Below are 21,001 nucleotides of genomic sequence, written 5' to 3'. Positions count from 1 at the left end.
ATAAATTATGAATAGGATGAGGACTATTATGCTTCCTACTGATGATCTTCCATTTGGTGAGATTCTCTGAAAATATGATACATACAGGGAAAGGGGGACGGAGAACCATGAGATTCCTAATGCTATTAGGAATACTATTAGAGCGTAAAATAAATGATGATATATGGATAAATATATAATTGAGATTATTGCTGTGAATGGTATTGCGATGATTAAATATGCAAGGATGTAGCTTGAAAATAGGTATTTAGGAGAATAGCCTTCTGCTATTAGGAATTCTAATAGGTCACTTCTTCTATCGTCTATGAAAAGTAATGAAATGAGGTTGCTAAAAATGATTGTGAAGAGTATGGGTGATAATGAAAATAGGGTTAGACTTAATGATGAAGGTGCGTGAAACTGATAAATGTCGAAAAATAGGAGGATGATGGCTATTGCTAAAGCGATGCTGGTGTAGATTCTGTTTCTTTTAAACATTCTTTTCAGGAGTTTAGGGGCTAACAATTCTAACCACTGAGTAGGTCTTCTAGTGGGTTTTTCATTTCTTTTACTTCGTATATTTGAATGCCTTCTTTTACTAATTTTTCGACTATTGTGTTAACGTCTGAAGGGTCCTTTACTTTAACTATGTAATATTCTCCTTGATAGTATCCTGGGAGGAGGTTTGTTAGGTCTTTTGATGCTCTGATGCCTATTAGGTACTCTTTAACTTTTATATCGCTGACTGAGGAGAATTTTACTATTTTTCCGTTGTCGATTAAAATAACGTATTTGCCTATGTCTCTTGCTTCATATAGATTGTGTGAGGTGTAAATTACGATTTTGTTTTTGCTAAGTTCTACAATTCTGTTTCTGAATTCTGATGCTAAGATTGGGTCTAAAGCGTTTGTTGGTTCGTCTAATAGATAGATGTCGTAGTCTTTTAAGAAGATTTTTGCTAGGGAGACTCTCTTTTTTTGTCCTTCGGATAGGTTTGCGATTTTCTTATCTAAGAGGTCTTGGAGTTTGAACATTTGGATTGCTTTATTGACGTCTCCGCCTAATAATTGTGAGAAAAATGTTAATGCTTCTTTTACGATCATTTCTTCTGGCAAAGCTAAGGAATGGGATGAATAGGCTATGGAGCCTTTAACTGTTCTTTCTCCTTTGAAGGGTTTTAGAATGCCTGCAATTACTCTTAGAGTTGTGGTTTTTCCGGCTCCGTTTTTTCCTAAAACTATGTAAATTGATGGTTCATTGATTTCCAGAGAAATGTCATGTAAAATTACTTTGCCTCCATAACCTGCGTCTACTTCTTTTAGGCTTATCATTTTACCACCTTCTTCTTCTAGGAAAGAAGACTAGAGAAAGTACTGCCACTAGAAAACCTCCTAATACAAGAATTTGATTGTTTAAATATATGCCTGACCCAACTAGAGCTATGCCTAAAATAAGAATAGGTAGTCCGACCTTAATGTTAGGTCCTATTTTAATTATGTAAACTAAAACGATTATTACTACTAAAGCTAAAATAAAAACTATTTGCATTAAAAGGAAAGATAAGCTATCTTGCATATGAATCCCTCAAAATATAGTTTAGAGTATTCCTAATTTTTTTGTTAATAATACTCTTGAGTTAATACATGCAATTATACGTATAATTCATCATATTTAAGTGATAGTTCTTAAACTTTTTGCTTTATTTTATGAGTGTATCCAATATTAAAATTAATAACAAATACTCTGTCTTCTTGTGCATTATGTTTAAATTAATCTTACAAAAATGCATTTTGATTTATATTATTTTTAATAAAAATTTGTTAGTTGTGAATTTTCTGAAGATTGAGGCTATTCTCTCTATTAGGATTATTCATAGAATTATCATCTAGTTTTCAAATGATACACACTAAAAATTTGTGTAAGGAATTATACCCTGTCTTTTTCTGAAAAATAACTATTAATTTTTATCAAAATTTAGAAATTATTGAACACACTCAGAATATACTCATATAAGCTTATAAACTAGTAATTTTTAGAAATTTAATTATGGCTGTTACACCAACTACATATGGATCAAATACAGCACTAAGCGCACTAGGAGATCTTGCAGGAGAACTAGCGTCAGGCATAGAATCCTTCACAAACGTGCTAACATCTTCATCATCAGCAGTATGCCAAGACGCAATGAAAACACAAATAACCAACAACATAGCCAATTACCCAGCATTATCAGTACCAGGCAGAATATCAAAAAGAGCCCCAGAAAACCTCCCAGCAATTGACATCATCCGCCAAGGTATAGTTGTACAAGTTGAATTAGACGGCGAATACAACGAAAAATACAATATAGCCCTACAAAAAGCAGGCATCAATCAACAAGCCAACACAGGATACGTCTTCATAGGAAGCGTAACACCATATGGTGTTGGTGGCAGAAGACTACACATATACCAAGCAGGCGCATCATTTTCCGCACGTGCTGGAGTAGATTTCTACACTCAAAACGGCGACAAGATAATAGTAATGCCAGTTACTAGAGAAGAGTATGGATCTGAAAAATGGTACAATCCAAACAACGATCCAGGATGCAATTTAGGCATATTCGCACCAGACAACATACTTACAAATCAATCCGGGGCATTGGTAGCTATGCCAAATTACGGAATTAACATAGCAACGTATCATTCTGGATATTTCCTTGCAATATCTGATCGAAATAATGGATTAGTTGGAGAATATGGTGAAAAATATGAAGTTACGCATGAAGCTGTGAGAACGATATCTCAAGGATATGCTATGTTATGGTATCCAGTGTTGCTTAATGCACCATCATTCATTTCTAAGTTATTAAGCAATAATTATATTGCAGTTACTCTACCACCCAATTTTTCTGGTTATTCTGGCTATATTCAAAATTACATAAACCATAACCTTAAACCATTGGAAGCTCTTACAGACATTGGTATCAAATTCTTAAATCGTCTAACTACTGTATTAAGTACTGGTGTGACTTTAGGTTCACCGATTTTCTACTCAAACAATTGTGAGAATTTTAGTGGTTGTTCTAAAGAATTCCTTTTAGGATTAGTTGATGGCATAGCTAATATATCACAGTTAATAACTAAAATACCACTCATCGTCTACACTATAAGGAGGGTAAAACTGCCGACTACTATGAGTGAGGCTTATGAGTTAGCTAAGAGTTGGGGTGTTGGCGATGTTTTCAAAGAAGTGTTTAATTTGCTTTTAACTTACATGCCAGTGCTTTTAGGTGTTGAAAAGCAATTAGGTCATAGTATTGATGAGTTAGGTGATGAAGCTTACGATGTAATTGATGATGTTGTCAACGCTGGCACGTCTGCAGGTAAGAGTGTTGACGATATGGTTAATGAGGCTGTTAATAAGATAAAACAAATATTCAGTTGGCTATAAATAGTGTACATAGCAATTCAGACAAGCATCGTAGTTAGATAGGCATAAATTATTTTTTTAATTAACAATTGCAAGTTTATCCTGATTAAGAGAGCTAAACATGTTCTCGACAACTATGCACATCTAAGTATTCATAAATTTATAGCCTAAATTAGAAACTTAATTATGACTATTACACGAACTACATATGGATCAAATACAGCATTAAGCGCGTTAGGAGATCTTGCAGGAGAACTAGCATCAAGCATAGAATCCTTCACGAACTTGTTCACGTCACAATCAGCAGTATGCCAAGACTTAATGAAAACACAAATAACTGACGACACGTATAACTACCCAGCATTATCAGTGCCAGGAAGTTTAACAGAAAACGTGCCAGAGGACCTCCAAGCAATTGACATCATCCGCCACGGAATAATTGTAGAAGTAAAATTAGACGGCGAATACTACAAGAAATACAACAGAACCCTACAAAAAGCACACATCAAGCGACAAATCAACACAGCATACGTGTTCATAGGAAGCGTAACACCATACGGAGCCAGCAGAACACTACACATATACAAAAGATGGGTACCATTTTATACGCACGTTGGAGCAGATTTCTACAGTAAAAATGGTAACAAGATAATAGTAATACCAGTCACTAAAAAACTTAATTTTAGAAAAAAGAAAAAACTTAAGTTTAAAAAATGGTACAAACCAAACGGCGACCCAGGATGCAACTTAGGCATATTCGCACCAGACAACATACTTACAAGCCAATCTAAAGCACTAGTAGCTATGGCAAATTACGCAATTAACATGGCAACGTATTACCATTGGTTTTTCCGTCCAATATCTGATCCAGCTAACTTATTAGCTTTCAAATTTGGTGAAAAATATATAGTTGGATATGGGGTTGCTAAATCGTTATCTTTTCCACCCCCTATGTTATGGTATCCAGTGTTGCTTAATGCGCCATCATTCATTTCTAAGTTATTAAGCAATAATTATATTGCAGTTACTCTACCACCCAACTTCACTGATTACACTGGTTATGCTCAAGATTACATAAACCGTTATCTTAAACCATTGGAAGCCCTTGCAATGGGCCATATGGACTTCTTAGATCACCTAACTACTGCATTAGGTAGTGGTATCACTTTAGGTTCACCGATTTTCTACTCAAATAATTGTGAGACTTCTAGCAGTTGTTCTAAAGAATTCCTTTTAGGATTGGTTGATGGTATAGCTAATATATCGCAACCAACAAGTAAACCGCTTATTGTTTATACTATAAGGAGGGTAAAACTGCCGACTACTATGAGTGAGGCTTATGAGTTAGCTAAGAGTTGGGGTGTTGGTGATGTTTTTGACGAGGTGTTGGAGTCGCTTTTGACTTATATGCCAGTGTTTGTTGGTGTTGAAAAAGAATTTGGGTGTAGTATTGATGAGTTAGATACTGATTTGGGTATTGATGTGTATGAGATAGTTAATGATGTTGTTAATGCTGGTTTGTCTGCAGGTAAGAGTGTTGATGATATGGTTAATGAGGCTGTTAATAAGTTAAATAGAGTATCTGCTGGCTGTGATTAAGTTAAATAGAGTATCTACTAGTTGTCTGAAATAGTGTGTAGCGTTTATATAAGTGTCATGAAGTTAAAAAAATATGTATTTAACTGTCATCAAGGTAAGCTTTAATTAATGATGGTGAAGGACTAGAAATTTATGCTTTGGCTCGTTATGGATATGAGTTATTGAGTGAATGGGGTAAGTTTTCTTAAAATTGATGTTTTACTGTTGGTTTAAAAAGGTTTTTTTATATTCTGTTTTTATCTAAATAATTATAATTATAATAAAATTACTTTTATTAGAGATTGTGTTTGAAGAAGGGTGATTTTTATTAAGTTGTTGGTGGTTTTGTGTTTTATGTTTCAAACTATGGTGATTGGTGGGTATCCTTTAATGGTTTATGAGAAGGATGGTAAGAGATATGTATGGTTGGCTGGTTGTCCTCATAAGAGAAGACCTATAACTGCTGATGGTTTTAGGTTGGATGGTGATAATATAGTTTGTCCTTTTCATAAGGCTGTTTTTAGTCTTATTACTGGTGAGTTGGTTTCGCCTCCTATATCTAAGACTCCGTGTAATAATTGTAGGCTTATTAGGGCTTATATTGATGATGGGGTAAGGTTTGATGGAGAGGCTTTTGTTCCTAGAGAAAAGGGGTAAATTGATGAATAATTGTAAATGCTTATTTTTTAGTTGAAACAAGTTTTTTAATTATTTTTGGTGGATAGTTTGTGGAGGATCTGAAAATTGAGGTAATTCTCTAAATCAGAACTATTCGTAAAATAAGCGTTATGTATTCAAATGGTATACACTGGGTGGGAGTAAGGTTTGAGTTTTAGGAGTATATAATAAATATTCTTGGTGTTATTTGCAACATAGGAATTTTAGGTTTCCGTCTGTGTCTTTGAATTCTCTTATTTGGTATCCTAATTTTGTTATTAATTTTTTTATGTATTCTGCTAGTATTTGTTCTAGTGCTTGGTCTGGTTTGAATTTGAATGAGACTTGAATTTCTTCGCATATTCCTTCTTTTCTTGGGATTACTGTTGCTCCTGCTGTATGTAGGTTCAAGAATGTTTTTATTCCGTCGATTAGGTTTTTTGGAGTGTAGTTGGATAAGAAGGCGTCTATGAATTTTTCGTCGTATATGTTGTATTCTTTTATGTTTTCTTGTTGTATTGGTAAAATGTAGTAGCCTGTGCTTTTTAGGTTTTCTAAAATTTCTGCTAGGCTTAGAGATTGGAGGTCTTTGTTTGATATTAATGGGTAGATTTTTTCTAAGAGTTGGGATATGAATTCTCCTACGTCTTTTGCGTTTGTTTCGTTCTTATACTGTAGGTATAATTGTCGGTATTTGTTGAGTGTTTGGTCTTGTATTGGTACTAGTGTTCTGTTGAGCTTCAGTAGTGTCTTCTTCTTTTTTGGCATTTGGAGAGAAATATGATTGTATATTATAAAAATTTTTGGTTAAAAATATGTACAGAGTATTATGTTTTCTGATTTGTCAGTTATAATTTCTCTAATTTCTGCTTCTGGTAAAGTGTTTTTGATTGTTTCTTTTATTTCTTTTAATTTGTTAATAAATGATAAAGGTAGGACTAATGTTATTTGTTTTGTGTTTTTTGGTATTGCTAATTGGAAGAATTTTTGATAGTTGGTTATCATCGAGGTAGGCACTACGATTGTTTTTTTGCATTCGATTTGGCCATTTAAATTTTCTAGTATTTGCATTTCTGGTGTTTGTTGATCAGTCATTGGTATCACAGCTTATATAATTTTGTACTATGGGTTAAAAATTCTTTATAGAAATTAGTATAATTTCTTCTATATTTCTTTGGCTAAATATAAATAGGTAAGATTAAATTTTTCTAGACTGTTTTGTCATTAGTATTACTGTTAGCATTGCTGTTACTCCTATTAGTCCGCATATGGTAGAGTAAATGTATGATATTTGTGTGTTTATAACGAATAGGAATGCGAATACTACGCTTCCTAATATTCCTCCTAATGCTTTCCCTGTGTATAAAATTCCGCTGTTTACTGTGGAGAATCTTATTCCAAATATTTCTCCTGCTACGTTGAAGTAAAGTGTTATCATTGATCCTCCTGCAAATCCTATTAGTATTGTTGATTCTGGGATTAATCCTAAAAGTAAAAGTGCTGATCCTATGGTAAGTAGGGAGTTAAGGATGACTACTGTTTTGGTTATGCCTAAAGTGTCGGCTATTTTTCCGAATATTGGTCTTAGTCCTCCGCTTAATAGTGGAAAGATTGAGATAAGGATTACTACTTCTTGGTATGGTAATGTTTTTGCTATTATTGGTAGTTCTGATGACATCATTGTTAATGGGACTACTGCGCCTACGAAGGATAGGTAAATTAACCAAAATTTTAATGTGAGTATTGCTTGTTTTGGTGGTTGTCCTGCTAGGTTTTTAGGATATTCTGCGAATGACATTAAAGCGGGTAGTAGGATTATTTCTGTTAGTCCTATGATTAGTGTTACTGTTCTGAAGTTTTGTGCTTGTGATATGAATGGGTTTGCTATTGCTGAACCTAGTCCGAAGCCCATGGATACTATTCCCGTAGCTAAGGCCATTTTGTCTCTGAACCATTTCATTGCTAGGTTTGCTGATATTCCATATAGTATTCCTTCTCCTATACTTCCTATTGACCACGATATGAGGAAGAATATTAATGATGGAGAAAAGTATGTTCCTAGGAATCCTATTGCTGAAAGTATTCCTGAAATTATTCCTATTCCTCTTGGTCCATGTTTGTCTGCGAAGTGGCCTCCTATTGGTTGGAATGCTGATGAAAATATGGAAAAGAGTGTGAATCCTAAGGAGATTTGTACTATGCTTACGTCTAATCCTGATTTTAATAGTGGTTCTAGAGCGTTCCAAGAATATTGATATAATGAGTTGAAGCCCATAACTAGTAGTCCAATAGCTATGAACTTGCTTCTGTTCATAAACTTCTATTAAAAGTTCGATAATAAAAATTTGCATACCGTAACTTCAGTTTATATTGTCGACTATTATTAAATGTGTGCTAGCATTATATAGGTATAAATTCTTTTATTGTAGAAAAAGGAATCTTGTATAATTTAATCTATTTGCGTAGTATTATAGTGCTTCAAGAAATATTCTTTAGTTAGTGAATTGAAATAATGTTTTTCTCTATCTTAATTGTTTTATATTTTTATTATTATTTTATATAATAGTGTTATGGTAATTGTTAAAAGTAAGTTAATACATTTATACTTATGGCACTGGTAAAACCTTTAGTTTTAGGTAATGTTAAGAGGCTTTTCAAAGGTATGGGTTATAAGAAGTTGCCTTTGATTGCTGGTCACAAATTGCTTTATACTTGTAATTTAAGATGCAAAATGTGTCCTTTCTGGAGGAGGAAGGATGAAAAATTACTTTCTATAGATGAGGAGGTAAAAATTATGGATTCTTTAAAGAATGCTGGTGTTTTATTTTTAGGTTTTGAGGGAGGAGAGCCTTTGCTTAGAAGTGATATTGATCAGATTCTTATGGAATCTAATAAGAGGTTTCATACTTCGCTCGTAAGTAATGGGTGGTTATTGAAGGATAAAGTAAAAAAGATTGAGGATTATGTTGATCATGTTTTTGTTTCTCTGGATGGTATTGGGGATGTTCACGATAGTATAAGGGGTGTTAAAGGTTCTTTTGAAAGGGCTGTAAATTCAATTAAGGAATGTAAGGCTAGGGGTTTAGATACTTCTATAAGTTTTACTTTAACTAAGGATAATTTGAATGAAGCTTTAGATATGGTTAGATTAGCTGAAAAGCTTGGTGTTACAATAAATATTCAGGTCGCCTATGATTATTCTACTGCAGAGAGAATGTCTCCGGAAAGGGAGAAGTTAAGAGAAATTTTGGTGGCTTATAGTAAAATGAAGGAGGGAAAGGAGGGAAGGTATATAATTAATTCGAAGGATTACTTTATTGCTATTCTGAATTCTTGGTATGGAAATTTACCTTGGATATGTAAGCCATGGATTACGATTAATATTGACCCGCAGGGAAGGATTGTTCTACCTTGTTATACTTTGTCTGAGTATTCTGGGAGTAAAAAGGTATGGGAGGTTGATATTATAAAGATATGGGAGGAATTTGATTGGGAAAAATATTATTCTTGTAATAAGTGTGCTTTGAGTTGTTATTTAGAGCCTTCTTTATTTAGCTGGAAAAATACTGGATTAGTTAAGGAAAGAATTATAGAACCAATGATAAATATGATAGGGCATTGATAGTTTTTGTGTTTTTTATTATTATCGAATCTCTTAAATTTTTCTATCTCGAAATATAAAGTTATTAAAAAAGCGGGTAGGCCTCTGCGGGTGAGGGGATTTGAACCCCTGATGGCCTACGCCAGCGGATCTTGAGTCCGCCCCCTTCGTCCGCTCGGGCACACCCGCATTTTCATTATTTTATTTTGTGAATAAAAGGGTTTTTGTTGTGTTTTTGGTTAAAAGCTATCTAGGTATACGCGAATTAGTTAGAAATTTCCCTTAAATGTTTCTTTCACAATTGTATCATTTTAAGAAAACTTACTTAATGAGCGCAACTCAACTTGTGAATTATATTTTCTGTTTATGCGATTAAACAAAGAGCTGTAGGTATAAGTTTTAAAAATATGATGAAAATTAGTGTTGATAATTTTTCTACATTTTCTTTAGAACTAATGATGTTAGTGTTGATGCTACTCCTTTTACTGATCTTATGTTTTCTACTATTGTGTTTAGTTCTGTAGTGTCTTTTGCTTCTATTTTTGCTATTATGTCATAATCTCCTGAGATTTCCATTACTTCTTTTACGCCTTGGATTACTGATAATCTTCTGGTTACTGCTGTTGTGTAGATGTTTGAGTCGCATTTTATTGAGATTATGCCTTCGATTTTTTCTGGTGGTCTTGGTTTTAGTATTTTTCCTGTTACATCTTCTGCTATTTCTAGTAAATCTACGTCTCTGTAGAATCTTACTGATGGGTTTGATTTAATTTTTGCTAATACTTGTTCTAATTCTTCTTCTGTTAAGTTTACTCCTAATCTTTCGAATCTGTCTTTTAGTGCGTGTTTTCCTGTGTATTTATCTATAACGTAGTCTCTTGTTCTTCCGAAGGTTTCTGGTGGCATGAATTCGTAGCTTCTGGGATCGTTTAGTATTCCTTGAACGTGAATTCCTGCTTTGTGTATAAATGCGTAGTCTCCAGTTATTGGGAAGTTTGGTGGTGTTGGTATTCCGCTATATTTTTCTACTAGGCTAGAAATTTTTGGTAGTAGTTCTAATTTTACTACGTCTATATTGAAGTGGTATTTTAGTGCTGCTGCTACGGTTTGTAGTGGTGTTATTCCTACTCTTTCTCCTAATCCGTTTACTGTTGTATGTATTATTGTTGCGCCTCCTTCTACAGCAGCTAATGAGTTTGCTACTGCTAATCCTAAATCGTTATGTGCATGGATATCGTATTCTACTTCTGGTACTTGTTGTGTAAGATATGAGAATAGTTCTCTGGTTTTTTGAGGGTAAAGTATTCCTACTGTATCTGCTATTCCTATTCTGTCTGCTCCTGCGTCTCTTGCCGTTTTTATCACTTCTACTAAGTATTGTAGGTCTGCTCTGGTTGCGTCTTCTGCTGTGAATCTTATTTTTAGTCCGTGTGATTTTGCGTATGATATCATTTCGGCTATTATTTGTAGTGCTTCTTCTCTGGTGTTTTTTGTTTTTGCTTTCAAATGTATGTCGCTTATTCCGTAAAATATTGCTATTCTGTCTGCTTCTATTTCTGCTACTGTTTCTATGTCTTTTTTTACTGCTCTGCTATGGCCTAATATTTCTGATGTTATTTCTCCTTCTTTTTTTAGTTTGATTATTCTTTTTATTCCTTCGTAAATGTCCGGTGAGACTGCCGGATGTCCTGCTTCTATCATTGATACTCCTAATTGTGAGAGTGTTTTTGCTATTTCTACTCTTTGTTCTACTGTAAATACTACGCCTGGTGTTTGTTCTCCTTCTCTTAAAGTTGAGTCTAATATTCCTACTTTCAAGATTGCACCTATTAGTGTAGGTATAGTTAGTCTAATAATAAGTTGTATGTAAAAGAGTGGTTCTATTTTCGTACTAAGAAAGAGTGTTTAGTATTAATTCGTTAATGTTTTCTATGCCTAATTTAGGTGAGTATTTTTCTATAATGGTGGAAATTATGGTAAATAGGTCTTTGTTTTTTGTTATTTCGTCTATGCTGTTGGCGTATGCAAAGATTATTGCTGATTTTAATGTTGTACCGTGTTCTATGTTTTCTTGTATTTCGTCTAGAATTTTGCTTAATGTGGATATGGATATTTTTCCTTTATATTTTCTTAGTTCTATGAATTCTTGTTGGTCTAATATTGACAAGTTTCTCACTCTGGATTTATTATTGTTGATATTTCGTTTCCTTGTATTATATTTTTTAGCTTTGATAGTCTTTTATGATTCATTACTATTACTTTAATTTTTGATCTTTGTATTACTTTTATTGCCATTGGATCGAGTAGCTCGTATGTGCCTGCTTTTACTGATTGGGATCTTTCTAAGATAGTTTGTAATTCTGCTGTTGTGGTTGTTTGTAATAGTTTTGCATCTTTATATATTCTAGGATCTTTATCGTATACTCCGTCTACGTTTGTTGCTATAATTAAAAGGTCTGCGTTTGATGCTTCTGCTGTGAGTGCTGCTACTGCTGCTGTTGATTGGCCTGGCTGGAATCCTCCTGTTACTACTACTTTTCCATATGACCATGCTTGTATGAATTCTTCTAGGCTTTCTGGAACTTTTGGATATGCTATGTCTCCTAAAGTGAATGTTACTAAGTATGCGTTTAGTCTTGATGTCCATATTCCTAGTAGGTCTAAGTATGCTTCGTTTGCTCCTAATTGTCTTGCTTTTTCTATGTATTTTCTTGCTGTGTTTCCTCCTCCTGTGACTATTCCTATTCTATAATTTTCTTCTGATAAGGAGATGATTGATTGTTTCAATGTTAATAAAGTAGAAATGTCATCTTCGTCAAAAATTTTTCCTGTTATCTTTAAAATGATTTTCATCAATATGAGAAAAAGTTTTATGGTAAAAAAGTTAAATCTGATAGTCATCTGGTAGTTTGTGTCTGAAGTATTTTCCTGTTTCTGGGTCTTTAAATAATCCTATTTTTACTCCTTTTCTTCCTTTAGGAGCTAGTGACCATACTTTTTCTGGTGTTAATTCTGCTTCTTTTCCGCTAGGAGTTTTTACTTTTACAGCTTTTTTAGAGCTCATCTTATTTTAATGTTGATGGATTCAGATTAAAAACCTTTCCATGACTGTTCTAATGGATAATACCATGAGTCCTTTAATGACTGATGTTGAAGGATTGCCTTAATGTATTACAAGGCATTCGTATTACCTCCATCTAGTAAGATGTAACTTCCTGTTAAATAGTCAGAGTTGTACAGGAATAATACTAGGTTTCCTATGTCTTTTTCTGGATCTCCTATTCTTCCTATTGGTATTCTATCTAGTACTTCTTCTTTCCAGACTTGTTCGAATGTTTTTTGTCTTTTTTCTGATAATCTTTTGATTCCTTTTTTTGCTCCTTCTGTGTTGAAACTACCTAGGAGTATTGTGTTGAATGTTATTCCGTATTTGCTGTAGTCTTTTGTTAGTATTTTTGTTAGTTGGAGTAATGGTGCTCTGGCTACGTCTGCTAGGACGAATATTGATTGTGGTTCTTTTACTGTCCAGGATGAAAGGTAGATTATTCTTCCGAATTTTTGTTTTATCATATGGGGTAAAACTAGTTTGGTTAGTTTTATTGCGCTTAGTAAGTATAATTTTACTGCATATTCCCAGTCTTCGTCTGTTGTTTCTTCAAATGTTATTGGTTCTCTTGGTGGATTTCCTGTGTTTAAAACTAGTAAGTCTATTTTACCTAATTTTTCTAAGGTAAAGTTAACTAGTTTTTCTAATGATTCTGGTTTTGTTAGGTCAGAAGTTGTTCCCCATATTGCTGGATTTATTTTTCTTAATTCTTGTAATGTTTGTTGTATTTTATTTTCTGATCTAGATGTTATTACTAGGGAAAAGCTTTGTTTTGCTAATGCTTTTGCTATTCCTTTTCCGATGCCTTCTGTTGATGCTGTTATTAATGCATGCATAATTTTTAATGAGTTTTATAGGATAAATTTTCATGGAATTTACTGTTTATCATAATTCTTTTGAGGTTTTAGGAGGTAGTGAAAGGGTAGCGGTTAGTGTTATCAATGTTCTGAAGTATTTGGGTTATAAGGTAAAGCTGGTAACTTTATATATTGATAAAGAGAAGGTGAGGAAGTGGGATGAGCATTTTGTTGATCCAGATGAGATAGTTGTAAAGAGTTTTCCTGTAAAGTTTGGCTTGTATAAGGCTTTGTATTTGTCTCTAAATAGTAAGCCTGGAAATTCAATTAGCACTATTGGAGACATAACATTTTGTGATTATAGCTATATTCATTTTCCTTGGTCTTTGACTGATAATCTTAGGAGAATGGGTTTTTCTGAATATGATTATTCTAGGGGTAAAATGAGGATTTATTATTTGCCTTATAAGTATACTTATAAACTATTTTTTAGGAAAAGTAAAAGTAGGCTTTTGGCTAACTCTTCGTGGACTGGAAAAATTTTGGAGCTTTCTGGATATTCTTATACTGTTTTATATCCTCCTGTTAATGTTGAAAAGTTTATTAATATTAAGTCCAAGGAGAGGAATCCTAAATTAGTTGTAAGTGTTAGTAGGATTTCTCCTGAGAAAAATTTAGAGAATTTGTTTTATGTTGCTAAAAAGTTGAAAGATTATGAGTTTATTCTTTTGGGTTCTTCTGGTAGAAGTAAGAAATACTATGAATATGTTATTAAGGAGGCTGAAAATCTTGGTAATGTTAGAGTTATTTCTGATTTTTCTGATGATATTCTTTTGAAGTATTTTTCTGAGGCAAAGGTTTATTTTCATCCTAAGGTTAATGAGCATTTTGGAATTTCTGTTGTTGAAGCTATTGCTTCTGGCCTGGTTCCTGTGGTTCATAAGAGTGGTGGTGCGTGGTTTGATATTGTAAAAGAAGGTAAGTATGGTTTAGGATATAGTAGTGGTGATGAGGCTGTTAATGCTATATTGGAAGGTAGTAAGTATGAGAATGATTTTAGGGATGTTTCTAATGATTTTTCTTTTGAAAGATTTAGGGATAGGTTTTCTTCTATTTTAAGATAGTTTTTTGAATAATTCTACTATTGCTATGTAGTCTGTTTCTGAATATCCTAAGGCTTCTAACATTCTGTAAAATTGTAATGCTAAGGATGACATTGGTGTTATAGCTTTAATATTTTGTGATTCTTTTTGTATTATTTCTAAGTCTTTTCTCATATGTTTTGTGGCGAATTGTGTTGAGTAATCTTCTGATAAGATTTTTGGGATTTTTATTTCTGTTGTTGGTGATTTTGCACTACTTAATTCTGCTAATATTTTTGCTACGTTTTCTTTTGGTAGTCCGCTTTTTATTCCAAAATTGTATGCTTCTGCTATTGCTGTAGCGTATGCTCCTAGTAGTAAGTTGTTTACTAGTTTTGCGTATAATCCTGAGCCGTTTTCTCCCATATATACTATTGTTGATGCTGTAGAAGATAGGATTTCTTTGATTTTTTCAAAGTATTCTTTTGGGCCTCCTATCATTACTGTTAGTTTTTTCTGTTCTACAAATACTGATGTTCCTATTACTGGCGCGTCTAACATTACTCCTCCTGCTTCTTTTATTTTGTTTGCTAATAGTATGCTTAAAGATGGTGATATTGTTGACATATCTACGAGTATTTTGTCTTTCATTTTAGGAATTATTTTTGTTATTACTGATGATACTGCATTATCGTCTGCTAGCATTGATATTATTATTTCTGAATTTTCTGCTACTTCTTCTGGTGTTTTTGCATAATTAACTTTGAATTCTTGTGAGAATTTTTGTGCTTTTTCCAATGTTCTATCATATACTATGTTTAATTTTTGAGCTTTAGATAAATTTGCTCCTATTCTCCAACCCATTACTCCTAAGCCGATTAGGCCTATTTTTGTCATAGATTTAGTTTGGTTTCTAAGTTTTTGTGTTTACCTTCAGAAGAGATAAGATCTATTGATATTATTTCACCATTAATATCTTTTAGTTTGTTTTTTAGGTCTTCAAAGTTTTCGGCGTTAATAATTTTTTGATATATATTGTTGTAAATTCTTTCTGAGTCTTTTTGTTCTGTTTCTGAATAATATAGTATTTTATATGTTCTCTTGATTGGTTTTGTAGACATTATGAAGGAAATTTCTCTTCCCGATATCTCGTGTATTTTTTTCATGAAATAGCCTTTTGTTTGTATTTTTTCTTTATCTATATCTAAAATTATTGGGTATTCGTCTAATATTCTAACTTCTGATGGTTCTGTGAATGGTATCATAATTTGGGCATTTATTGAATTCTCTAATGAGTTGTCTGAATACCAGGATGATAGTGTTACTCTTCTGCTTAGTCTGTTATATACGTATAATATTCTTGTCTTTTTTGATATTGTATAGATGTTTTTTGTATCTAAATCGTAAACTATTTCTATGTCTGGATTGTCTATGCCTGGGGAGTATCCGTTATTTGCCAGTTGTTTTCCTACTTCTCTTTTTATTTCGTTTCTCATACTTTCGTAATAAATTAGACCGTTTTCAAAAACAAAGTTTTTTTCTAATTCTTTTATTTGATCTGATAGTTTTACACCTAAGACATATTTTATTTCTTTTTTATTTTCTTCTGATAGTTTTTTTAAAAGAGTTAGAGCTTTTTTATAAAAATCTTCTTTTATTTCTTCTATTTCTGAATTGCATAAATAACATGTTCTTTGTTGAAATTCTTCTGATGTAAAGTATATTTCGTGAATTCCAGAGTAGTCTTTTCCTATATTGTAAAGGATGTCTTTTATTTGTGATAAGTCTTCTAATTGGTGATCTTTTATTTTTTTATCTAAGTATAAAATTAATGAGATTTTTATTGCTTTTCCTCTTTCTTTGTTTTCTAGTTTATACCCTAATCTTGCAAAGCATCTTCCTAAGCAACTATCACATAATGGGTATTTAGAAAGTAGGTCATATGCCTTGTCCAGGAAGTTGTCCGCCGAATAGTTTTTCAACGTCTTTTTTCCTCCTTTTGAGCATTTTTATTGTTTTCTGCATTAAGTTAAAATGATCTACCAATTCTTTTACGTCTTCAGGTCTTGTACCTGAACCTAATGCTATTCTTCTCATTCTAGATTTGTCTATTATAGATGGATTATCTAATTCTTCATACGTCATTGAATTCATTATAGCTAACCATTTTTTCATTTTTTCTTCTCCTATTTTTAGTTGGTCTTCTGGTATCTGTCCTAACATGCCTATGCCTGGCATTAATTGAAAGATCTTTGATAATGGACCCATCTTTCTTAATGCTATCATTTGATTATATAAGTCTCTAAATGTTAGTTTTCCTTTTCCAGTTATTACTTCCTCCATCTTTTTTTGCACTTTATCGTAATTTTCTACTTCTTGGAATTTTTCTATAATCGCTTCAACATCTCCCATACCCAGAATTCTTGCTACGAATCTTCTAGGATTAAATACTTCTAATTCATCTATTTTTTCACCAGTTCCTATAAATTTTATAGTAGCACCAGTTGCTGCAACTGCTGATAATGCTCCGCCTCCTTTTGCAGTTCCGTCCATTTTTGTTATTATTATAGTTCCTATTTTTGTCGCTTGATTAAATCTTGATGCTAAATCATAGGCTTTTTGCCCTAATGATGCATCTATAACTAGGGTTACTTCGTCTGGATTTATTGCGTCGTAAATATTTTTCATTTCTTCAAGTAATTTTACTTCTTCTCCGTATCCGTGTCTTCCTGCTGTATCTACTATGATTATTTCTGCCTTCTCGCCAAGGAATTTTTCTACTCCTCTTTTTGCTATTCCTACTGCATCGTTAGAATTTGGTTCTCCATAAACTGGTACTTGTATCTGATCTCCTATTTGTTTTAATTGTTCTAATGCAGCTGGCCTATAAACGTCTGCTCCTACTAATCCTACTTTAAATCCTTTTTTCTTATAGAAATATGCTAATTTTCCTGCTGTTGTTGTTTTTCCTGTTCCTTGTACTCCTACTAACATTATTACGTATGGTATTTTTTCTGGAGTTACTTTTGGTTCTTTGTCTCCTCCAAATAGGTTTGAAAGCTCGTCATAAACTATTTTTATGAACCATTCTCTTCTTTCTATCGATGATGGTGGTTTCTCATTTTTTAGTCTTTCTTTTATTTTATTTGTAAGGGATAGAACGAGCTTAACTTGAACATCTGAGGAAATTAATGCTTTTTGTAATTCTTTTATGAAATCATCTACTGCTTTATCATAAGAAGATGAACCAGTTAAAAATTTTCTTACACTGTCTTTTAAATTATCTAATACCAATTTACTTTACCCTTACAATTTTATTTCTCCCCATTATTGTCCAATATTCTACTTCTGCACCTTGCCTTATTTTGCTTGCTAAATCTTCTTCTGTAGGTTTTTCCATATCGAATGTTTCGTAAGTATTAAGGTCCATTACTTGAATTTTATTTCCCATATCTGCTAATATTTGACCTACATGTTTTTCAATTATTGGTATTTCTACTTGATCATCAACTGGTGCCATGAGTGTCTTTTTTGCTCCTGAAAAAATGCTTACTGCTACTACGTTAGCTTTAGCTGCACCATGTTTTCCGGTTTTTGCTTTTGATATTTCGACTACTCTACAAGGTTCTCCATCTATTATGATATAATTTCCTTCTTTTAACTCGCCTATTTTCGCGTAGTTTACACTCATAATTATCTGTTTGAAGATTTGATAAGATATTTTTAACTCTTATGCTCCGAGCTTTGGCCCTTCATCATTTATCAGTCGAAATACTTCTTCACAGCAATCTTATTAATGTAAAATCAGTTTATAATAATTATGGTTTGGAAAGTTAAATGTACTTCATGTGGTACTGAAAGATTGCTTAATATTAGCTTTGATATAGGAAGGCAAAAGTCTATTTACCTTTACTGTGATGTGTGTAAGAAAAATACTTTTAATGAGATTTTAGGATATATAGAAGTGAATGAAGAACCCTAAGAATTTGATCTGATGAAATAACCTGTCTCGTCTGATTTAACTTAGGAAGTCTGATGTGCTAATTTTTTCTGGTAGATATTGAAATGCAAGGAATTTGAGTCCTTTGCTTGCCATTGCTTCTATTTCTAGTTTTGCTTTCTTTTGTAAGAATGTAGAAATTTCTTCTTGCCATGCTTTAGTTTTGAACCATTCATAATTCTTTATTTCTAGTGCTCTTTTTACGTCAGTATCTTTTGCTTTTATTATGAAGTTTCTCCTTTCTATATCGTTTAAGTATGGTTTTTTCTTATTTGTACCAAAAATATCTCCCATTGATACTCCTAAGAATCTTGCGTTTGGTGTCGCTAATCTTTCGCTTTCATATGAGAGATTTATAGAACCTATTCTGAATACGCTATAAATGTACCATCCATAAGGATCTGCATCAGTTAAAATATAAACTGGAAGTTTTAATTCTTCGTTTAGTCTTCTTACGAATCTTCTTGTTGCTCTATCTGGTTGTCCTGCACTAGTAATTAATATTGCGTTATATTTTCTCCAATATCCTTCTCTATGTAATTGCTGGAATACAGCATCTTTCTCTACTACTAATACGAAGTCAGCTTTTACGTCGACAATATCTATAAGATCTGGTGTAGGTTCTATTGAATATGCTCCATGACCCATTTTGCTTAAGTCTATAACATCATTTCCGCTTCTTAATCTCATATCTCCTACTACTTTTCCTTTTTCTTTGCTAAGAATTAGCATATCTTCTCTAAGTAGTGAAGTTAATACTTCTATATCTACTATTACTGAGTCTGACTCTTTTTGTTCATCCCATGTGTTTTCTTCATATGCCTTTCCGTTTGGAGCTTTTAGTACTATTGAATGTTTTCCTCTATAATATAAATCACGTATTGTTGGATATTCGTTGTTTACTAGCGCATCATAAATTATGCTACCCATTAATGTAGTTTGCATGAATCTTTTTGCTTCGTTTAAATCAAGGAAATGTCTTTTTATTTTATTTTCTCCTAATAGTAGGAGTTTTCTTTTTTCGTCATATACTGTATTGGTTAATGTTCTTTTAGGTATTTCAAGGACTAATGGCTCTCCTTTATTTATTTGATCTAATAGTGTAAGAAATTTAGTCTTTAGGATTTCTGCTGCTCTTTGTCTTGCTTCTTTATCTACTTTTGAAATGAATTCGCTCATGTAGCCTCTACCTTATATAATTTATATTCTTCTGAATCTTTAATATCTAATCTGCTTTTTATCATGTCGAATAGTTTTTCTTGGATTTCGTTTTGAACTTTTATTGCTTTTTCTTTGTCGTCATTAGTAGCAAATATCGATAGGCTTCTTGCTACTTCTGGTATGTATTTGAGATATGTAAGCATTCTCTTTTTTGCTTCTTCTTCTTTTCTTTTCTCTACCATGAATACTCTTAGTTTTCTTGCTACTTCCATTACTCCGTTTCTTATTTCTTTTTCAATTTCTTCCACATCTGCTATGCTTTCTTTTCCTGCACTTTTATAAGGTACTTTTGTGCTACAAAGATGTACCATTACTACTAATGGTTTCATATCCTCTTCTATTCCGTATCTTTTCCAATCTGTTTCTTCTACTACTTTCCATATGACATCTGATTTTTCATCATATATTAGTGGTATTTTATTAGCGTATCTCAAAACTAGTGGTTCTTCTGATGGTTGAATCTGTCCTCCATATGCTATTCCTACTTCTACTATAAATGGATGACCTTGATATGCTTTAGGTTTTCTTGTTATAGCTGAAACAAATTCGGGATTAAACATGTTTTTTAGGCTAAGTTCTATCAAGTCTGAGCCTATTACTGATAATGCTTCTGGAGAAGGTGGTCTAAATCCTTCAAATTTTTTCATTGCTTCTGTTAGCCTTGATAGCTCTTCATCTTTTAATGTTGTTATTCTTTTATCTGGATCTATCTTTGCCATTTCTAGGATTTTTACTGCTGTAACGTCACCAACACTTTGGAATTCTTTTGTTAAGAAATCCTTAATTGCATAATCATTTTTTTGTTTTGAAATCATATTTTTTAATAACTCAATATCAACTCCATAAGGATGTGGTTTTACTTCTTCTGGCGGTTCTGGTATTTTTGTTGTTAATCTTTTATAATAAATTACGTTACCTTCTGGATCTTTAAATGTGAATTCTGCGTAAGGTGCTACAATGTAAGTTCTCTTTATGTATTCATAAATTCTTGATTTAGCTCTTTGCCAATCTCCTAATAAATACAAAGAAACTGAAGTTCCATGATATCCTTTATCGTTCAGAGCTGAAGATCTTTCATAAATTATAGGTTCGTTCTTAGCTACATCAATTTTTAGTTTGAAGAAATAAATTCGTTTTGATCCAAGAGGAGATGTAGTTATTTCTACTGGCCTTTCTTGATACATCTGGCTATAAAGTACTGCCGCCTTTACTCCCAAACCGTACATTCCTCTAGTTTGTCTTATAACATATTTTGAACTATACAGTACTCTACCAAAAGCTTCTGGAACTATATGTGGTGGTATTCCTATTCCATTATCTTCTACAGTTATTTTATAAATTTGTTTTTGTTGATCAATTAAATCTATAGTAATTTTTATTGAAGGTAAAATTTCATGAACGTCTGTTGCATCAAGGGAGTTTTCTATCATCTCCCTCAATGTTTGGTACATTGCTCTTGCAGGATTTGAGAATCCTGCTAATTCGGGATTTCTTTTAAAAAACTCAGCTGGAGAAATGCTAGCAAACTTCTCAGACATAATTATTCACTGCAGATATAATACTAAGGAA

Annotated in this window: 23 protein-coding genes and 1 tRNA gene (1 of these 24 running past the window's edge); 6 read left to right on the top strand and 18 right to left on the bottom strand. The window is 32.7% G+C overall.

The window, feature by feature from the left end; all coding sequences use genetic code 11:
• The 3 genes in view from B6F84_RS11690 to B6F84_RS11680 are tightly spaced (at most 2 nt apart) and all read right to left on the bottom strand, a layout consistent with a single transcriptional unit that may run on beyond the window.
• Positions 1–504: the 5' portion of a hypothetical protein gene (locus tag B6F84_RS11690; protein ID WP_148692403.1), read on the bottom strand. The gene continues 132 nt to the left of window position 1, outside the view; only the first 504 of its 636 coding nucleotides appear in the window; it begins with the start codon at positions 502–504; its stop codon lies off the left edge, out of view.
• 2 nt (positions 505–506) lie between these two features.
• Positions 507–1,310 carry an ABC transporter ATP-binding protein gene (locus tag B6F84_RS11685; RefSeq protein WP_148692402.1) on the bottom strand — a complete coding sequence of 268 codons (804 nt, stop codon included), beginning with the start codon at positions 1,308–1,310 and terminating at the stop codon, positions 507–509.
• Position 1,311: 1 nt separating this feature from the next.
• Positions 1,312–1,554, bottom strand: a complete 243-nt coding sequence (locus B6F84_RS11680) for a hypothetical protein (RefSeq protein ID WP_148692401.1) — start codon at positions 1,552–1,554, stop codon at positions 1,312–1,314.
• A gap of 471 nt (positions 1,555–2,025) precedes the next feature.
• On the opposite strand from B6F84_RS11680, the gene B6F84_RS11675 reads away from it, so the two are divergent.
• The 3 genes from B6F84_RS11675 (at position 2,026) to B6F84_RS11665 (ending at position 5,625) form a co-directional block, all read left to right on the top strand.
• Positions 2,026–3,411, top strand: a complete 1,386-nt coding sequence (locus tag B6F84_RS11675) for a hypothetical protein (RefSeq protein WP_148692400.1) — start codon at positions 2,026–2,028, stop codon at positions 3,409–3,411.
• Between the two features lie 165 nt (positions 3,412–3,576).
• Positions 3,577–4,989: a hypothetical protein gene (locus tag B6F84_RS11670; protein WP_148692399.1), complete on the top strand. Its 1,413-nt coding sequence runs from the start codon at positions 3,577–3,579 to the stop codon at positions 4,987–4,989.
• 333 nt (positions 4,990–5,322) lie between these two features.
• Positions 5,323–5,625, top strand: coding sequence for a Rieske (2Fe-2S) protein (locus B6F84_RS11665; RefSeq protein ID WP_148692398.1), 303 nt, complete (start codon positions 5,323–5,325; stop codon positions 5,623–5,625).
• 204 nt (positions 5,626–5,829) lie between these two features.
• Here the strand turns inward: B6F84_RS11665 and B6F84_RS11660 are convergent, their stop codons facing one another.
• The 3 genes from B6F84_RS11660 to B6F84_RS11650 all read right to left on the bottom strand — a co-directional run bounded on the left by B6F84_RS11660 (position 5,830) and on the right by B6F84_RS11650 (position 7,939).
• The gene (locus tag B6F84_RS11660; protein ID WP_148692397.1) at positions 5,830–6,393 is read right to left on the bottom strand and encodes a hypothetical protein; all 564 of its coding nucleotides are present in this window, start codon (positions 6,391–6,393) and stop codon (positions 5,830–5,832) included.
• A gap of 39 nt (positions 6,394–6,432) precedes the next feature.
• Positions 6,433–6,720 carry a DUF4898 domain-containing protein gene (locus B6F84_RS11655; RefSeq protein WP_236749121.1) on the bottom strand — a complete coding sequence of 96 codons (288 nt, stop codon included), beginning with the start codon at positions 6,718–6,720 and terminating at the stop codon, positions 6,433–6,435.
• Positions 6,721–6,823: 103 nt separating this feature from the next.
• Positions 6,824–7,939: an MFS transporter gene (locus B6F84_RS11650; protein ID WP_148692395.1), complete on the bottom strand. Its 1,116-nt coding sequence runs from the start codon at positions 7,937–7,939 to the stop codon at positions 6,824–6,826.
• A gap of 294 nt (positions 7,940–8,233) precedes the next feature.
• Here B6F84_RS11650 and B6F84_RS11645 point away from each other — a divergent pair, with 294 nt between their 5' ends.
• A complete protein-coding gene (locus tag B6F84_RS11645) occupies positions 8,234–9,247 on the top strand; it encodes a PTO1314 family radical SAM protein (protein ID WP_148692394.1) in 1,014 nt (337 codons plus the stop codon).
• Positions 9,248–9,332: 85 nt separating this feature from the next.
• On the opposite strand, the gene B6F84_RS11640 is transcribed toward B6F84_RS11645, so the two are convergent.
• From B6F84_RS11640 to B6F84_RS11615, 6 genes are all read right to left on the bottom strand, one after another.
• Positions 9,333–9,415: transfer RNA gene (locus B6F84_RS11640), tRNA-Leu, on the bottom strand.
• 246 nt (positions 9,416–9,661) lie between these two features.
• Complete coding sequence (lysS, locus tag B6F84_RS11635; RefSeq protein WP_187152786.1) at positions 9,662–11,047, bottom strand: homocitrate synthase; 1,386 nt, start codon at positions 11,045–11,047, stop codon at positions 9,662–9,664.
• Positions 11,048–11,117: 70 nt separating this feature from the next.
• Complete coding sequence (locus B6F84_RS11630) at positions 11,118–11,402, bottom strand: hypothetical protein (RefSeq protein ID WP_236748957.1); 285 nt, start codon at positions 11,400–11,402, stop codon at positions 11,118–11,120.
• Complete coding sequence (pyrH, locus tag B6F84_RS11625) at positions 11,399–12,079, bottom strand: UMP kinase (RefSeq protein WP_148692391.1); 681 nt, start codon at positions 12,077–12,079, stop codon at positions 11,399–11,401. Before pyrH ends, B6F84_RS11630 begins: the two co-directional genes overlap by 4 nt.
• Positions 12,080–12,110: 31 nt before the next feature.
• On the bottom strand, positions 12,111–12,290 hold the full coding sequence (locus tag B6F84_RS11620) for a chromatin protein Cren7 (RefSeq protein WP_148692390.1): 180 nt from the start codon (positions 12,288–12,290) through the stop codon (positions 12,111–12,113).
• Between the two features lie 107 nt (positions 12,291–12,397).
• A complete protein-coding gene (locus tag B6F84_RS11615; RefSeq protein ID WP_148692389.1) occupies positions 12,398–13,168 on the bottom strand; it encodes an SDR family oxidoreductase in 771 nt (256 codons plus the stop codon).
• Between the two features lie 32 nt (positions 13,169–13,200).
• Here B6F84_RS11615 and B6F84_RS11610 point away from each other — a divergent pair, with 32 nt between their 5' ends.
• Positions 13,201–14,253: a glycosyltransferase gene (locus tag B6F84_RS11610; RefSeq protein ID WP_148692388.1), complete on the top strand. Its 1,053-nt coding sequence runs from the start codon at positions 13,201–13,203 to the stop codon at positions 14,251–14,253.
• Here the strand turns inward: B6F84_RS11610 and B6F84_RS11605 are convergent.
• From B6F84_RS11605 to B6F84_RS11590, 4 genes are read right to left on the bottom strand one after another with little or no spacing between them, the layout of a single operon-like run.
• Positions 14,245–15,108: an NAD(P)-dependent oxidoreductase gene (locus tag B6F84_RS11605; protein WP_148692387.1), complete on the bottom strand. Its 864-nt coding sequence runs from the start codon at positions 15,106–15,108 to the stop codon at positions 14,245–14,247. The genes B6F84_RS11610 and B6F84_RS11605 overlap by 9 nt on opposite strands.
• Positions 15,105–16,193: a pseudouridylate synthase gene (locus B6F84_RS11600; RefSeq protein ID WP_148692386.1), complete on the bottom strand. Its 1,089-nt coding sequence runs from the start codon at positions 16,191–16,193 to the stop codon at positions 15,105–15,107. The genes B6F84_RS11605 and B6F84_RS11600 overlap by 4 nt, the downstream gene beginning before the upstream one ends.
• Positions 16,150–17,505 carry a signal recognition particle protein Srp54 gene (locus B6F84_RS11595; protein ID WP_148692385.1) on the bottom strand — a complete coding sequence of 452 codons (1,356 nt, stop codon included), beginning with the start codon at positions 17,503–17,505 and terminating at the stop codon, positions 16,150–16,152. Before B6F84_RS11595 ends, B6F84_RS11600 begins: the two co-directional genes overlap by 44 nt.
• A 1-nt stretch (position 17,506) precedes the next feature.
• Complete coding sequence (locus B6F84_RS11590) at positions 17,507–17,902, bottom strand: translation initiation factor IF-5A (RefSeq protein ID WP_148692384.1); 396 nt, start codon at positions 17,900–17,902, stop codon at positions 17,507–17,509.
• 129 nt (positions 17,903–18,031) lie between these two features.
• On the opposite strand from B6F84_RS11590, the gene B6F84_RS13930 reads away from it, so the two are divergent.
• Positions 18,032–18,193 (top strand): hypothetical protein, encoded by a 162-nt coding sequence (locus tag B6F84_RS13930; protein WP_187152693.1) that lies wholly within the window; start codon positions 18,032–18,034, stop codon positions 18,191–18,193.
• A gap of 36 nt (positions 18,194–18,229) precedes the next feature.
• Here the strand turns inward: B6F84_RS13930 and B6F84_RS11585 are convergent, their stop codons facing one another.
• Both B6F84_RS11585 and B6F84_RS11580 read right to left on the bottom strand, forming a co-directional pair.
• Positions 18,230–19,390 carry a DNA topoisomerase IV subunit A gene (locus tag B6F84_RS11585; protein WP_148692383.1) on the bottom strand — a complete coding sequence of 387 codons (1,161 nt, stop codon included), beginning with the start codon at positions 19,388–19,390 and terminating at the stop codon, positions 18,230–18,232.
• Entirely contained in the window at positions 19,387–20,976 is a 1,590-nt protein-coding gene (locus tag B6F84_RS11580) for a DNA topoisomerase VI subunit B (protein WP_148692382.1), read from the bottom strand. The genes B6F84_RS11585 and B6F84_RS11580 overlap by 4 nt, the downstream gene beginning before the upstream one ends.
• Positions 20,977–21,001: the final 25 nt, after the last annotated feature.

Origin of the sequence: Acidianus manzaensis (assembly GCF_002116695.1) — an archaeon.
GTDB lineage: Archaea > Thermoproteota > Thermoprotei_A > Sulfolobales > Sulfolobaceae > Acidianus > Acidianus manzaensis.
Note: the sequence above shows the minus strand (reverse complement) of the source record. Positions and strands in the feature narration are given on the sequence as shown.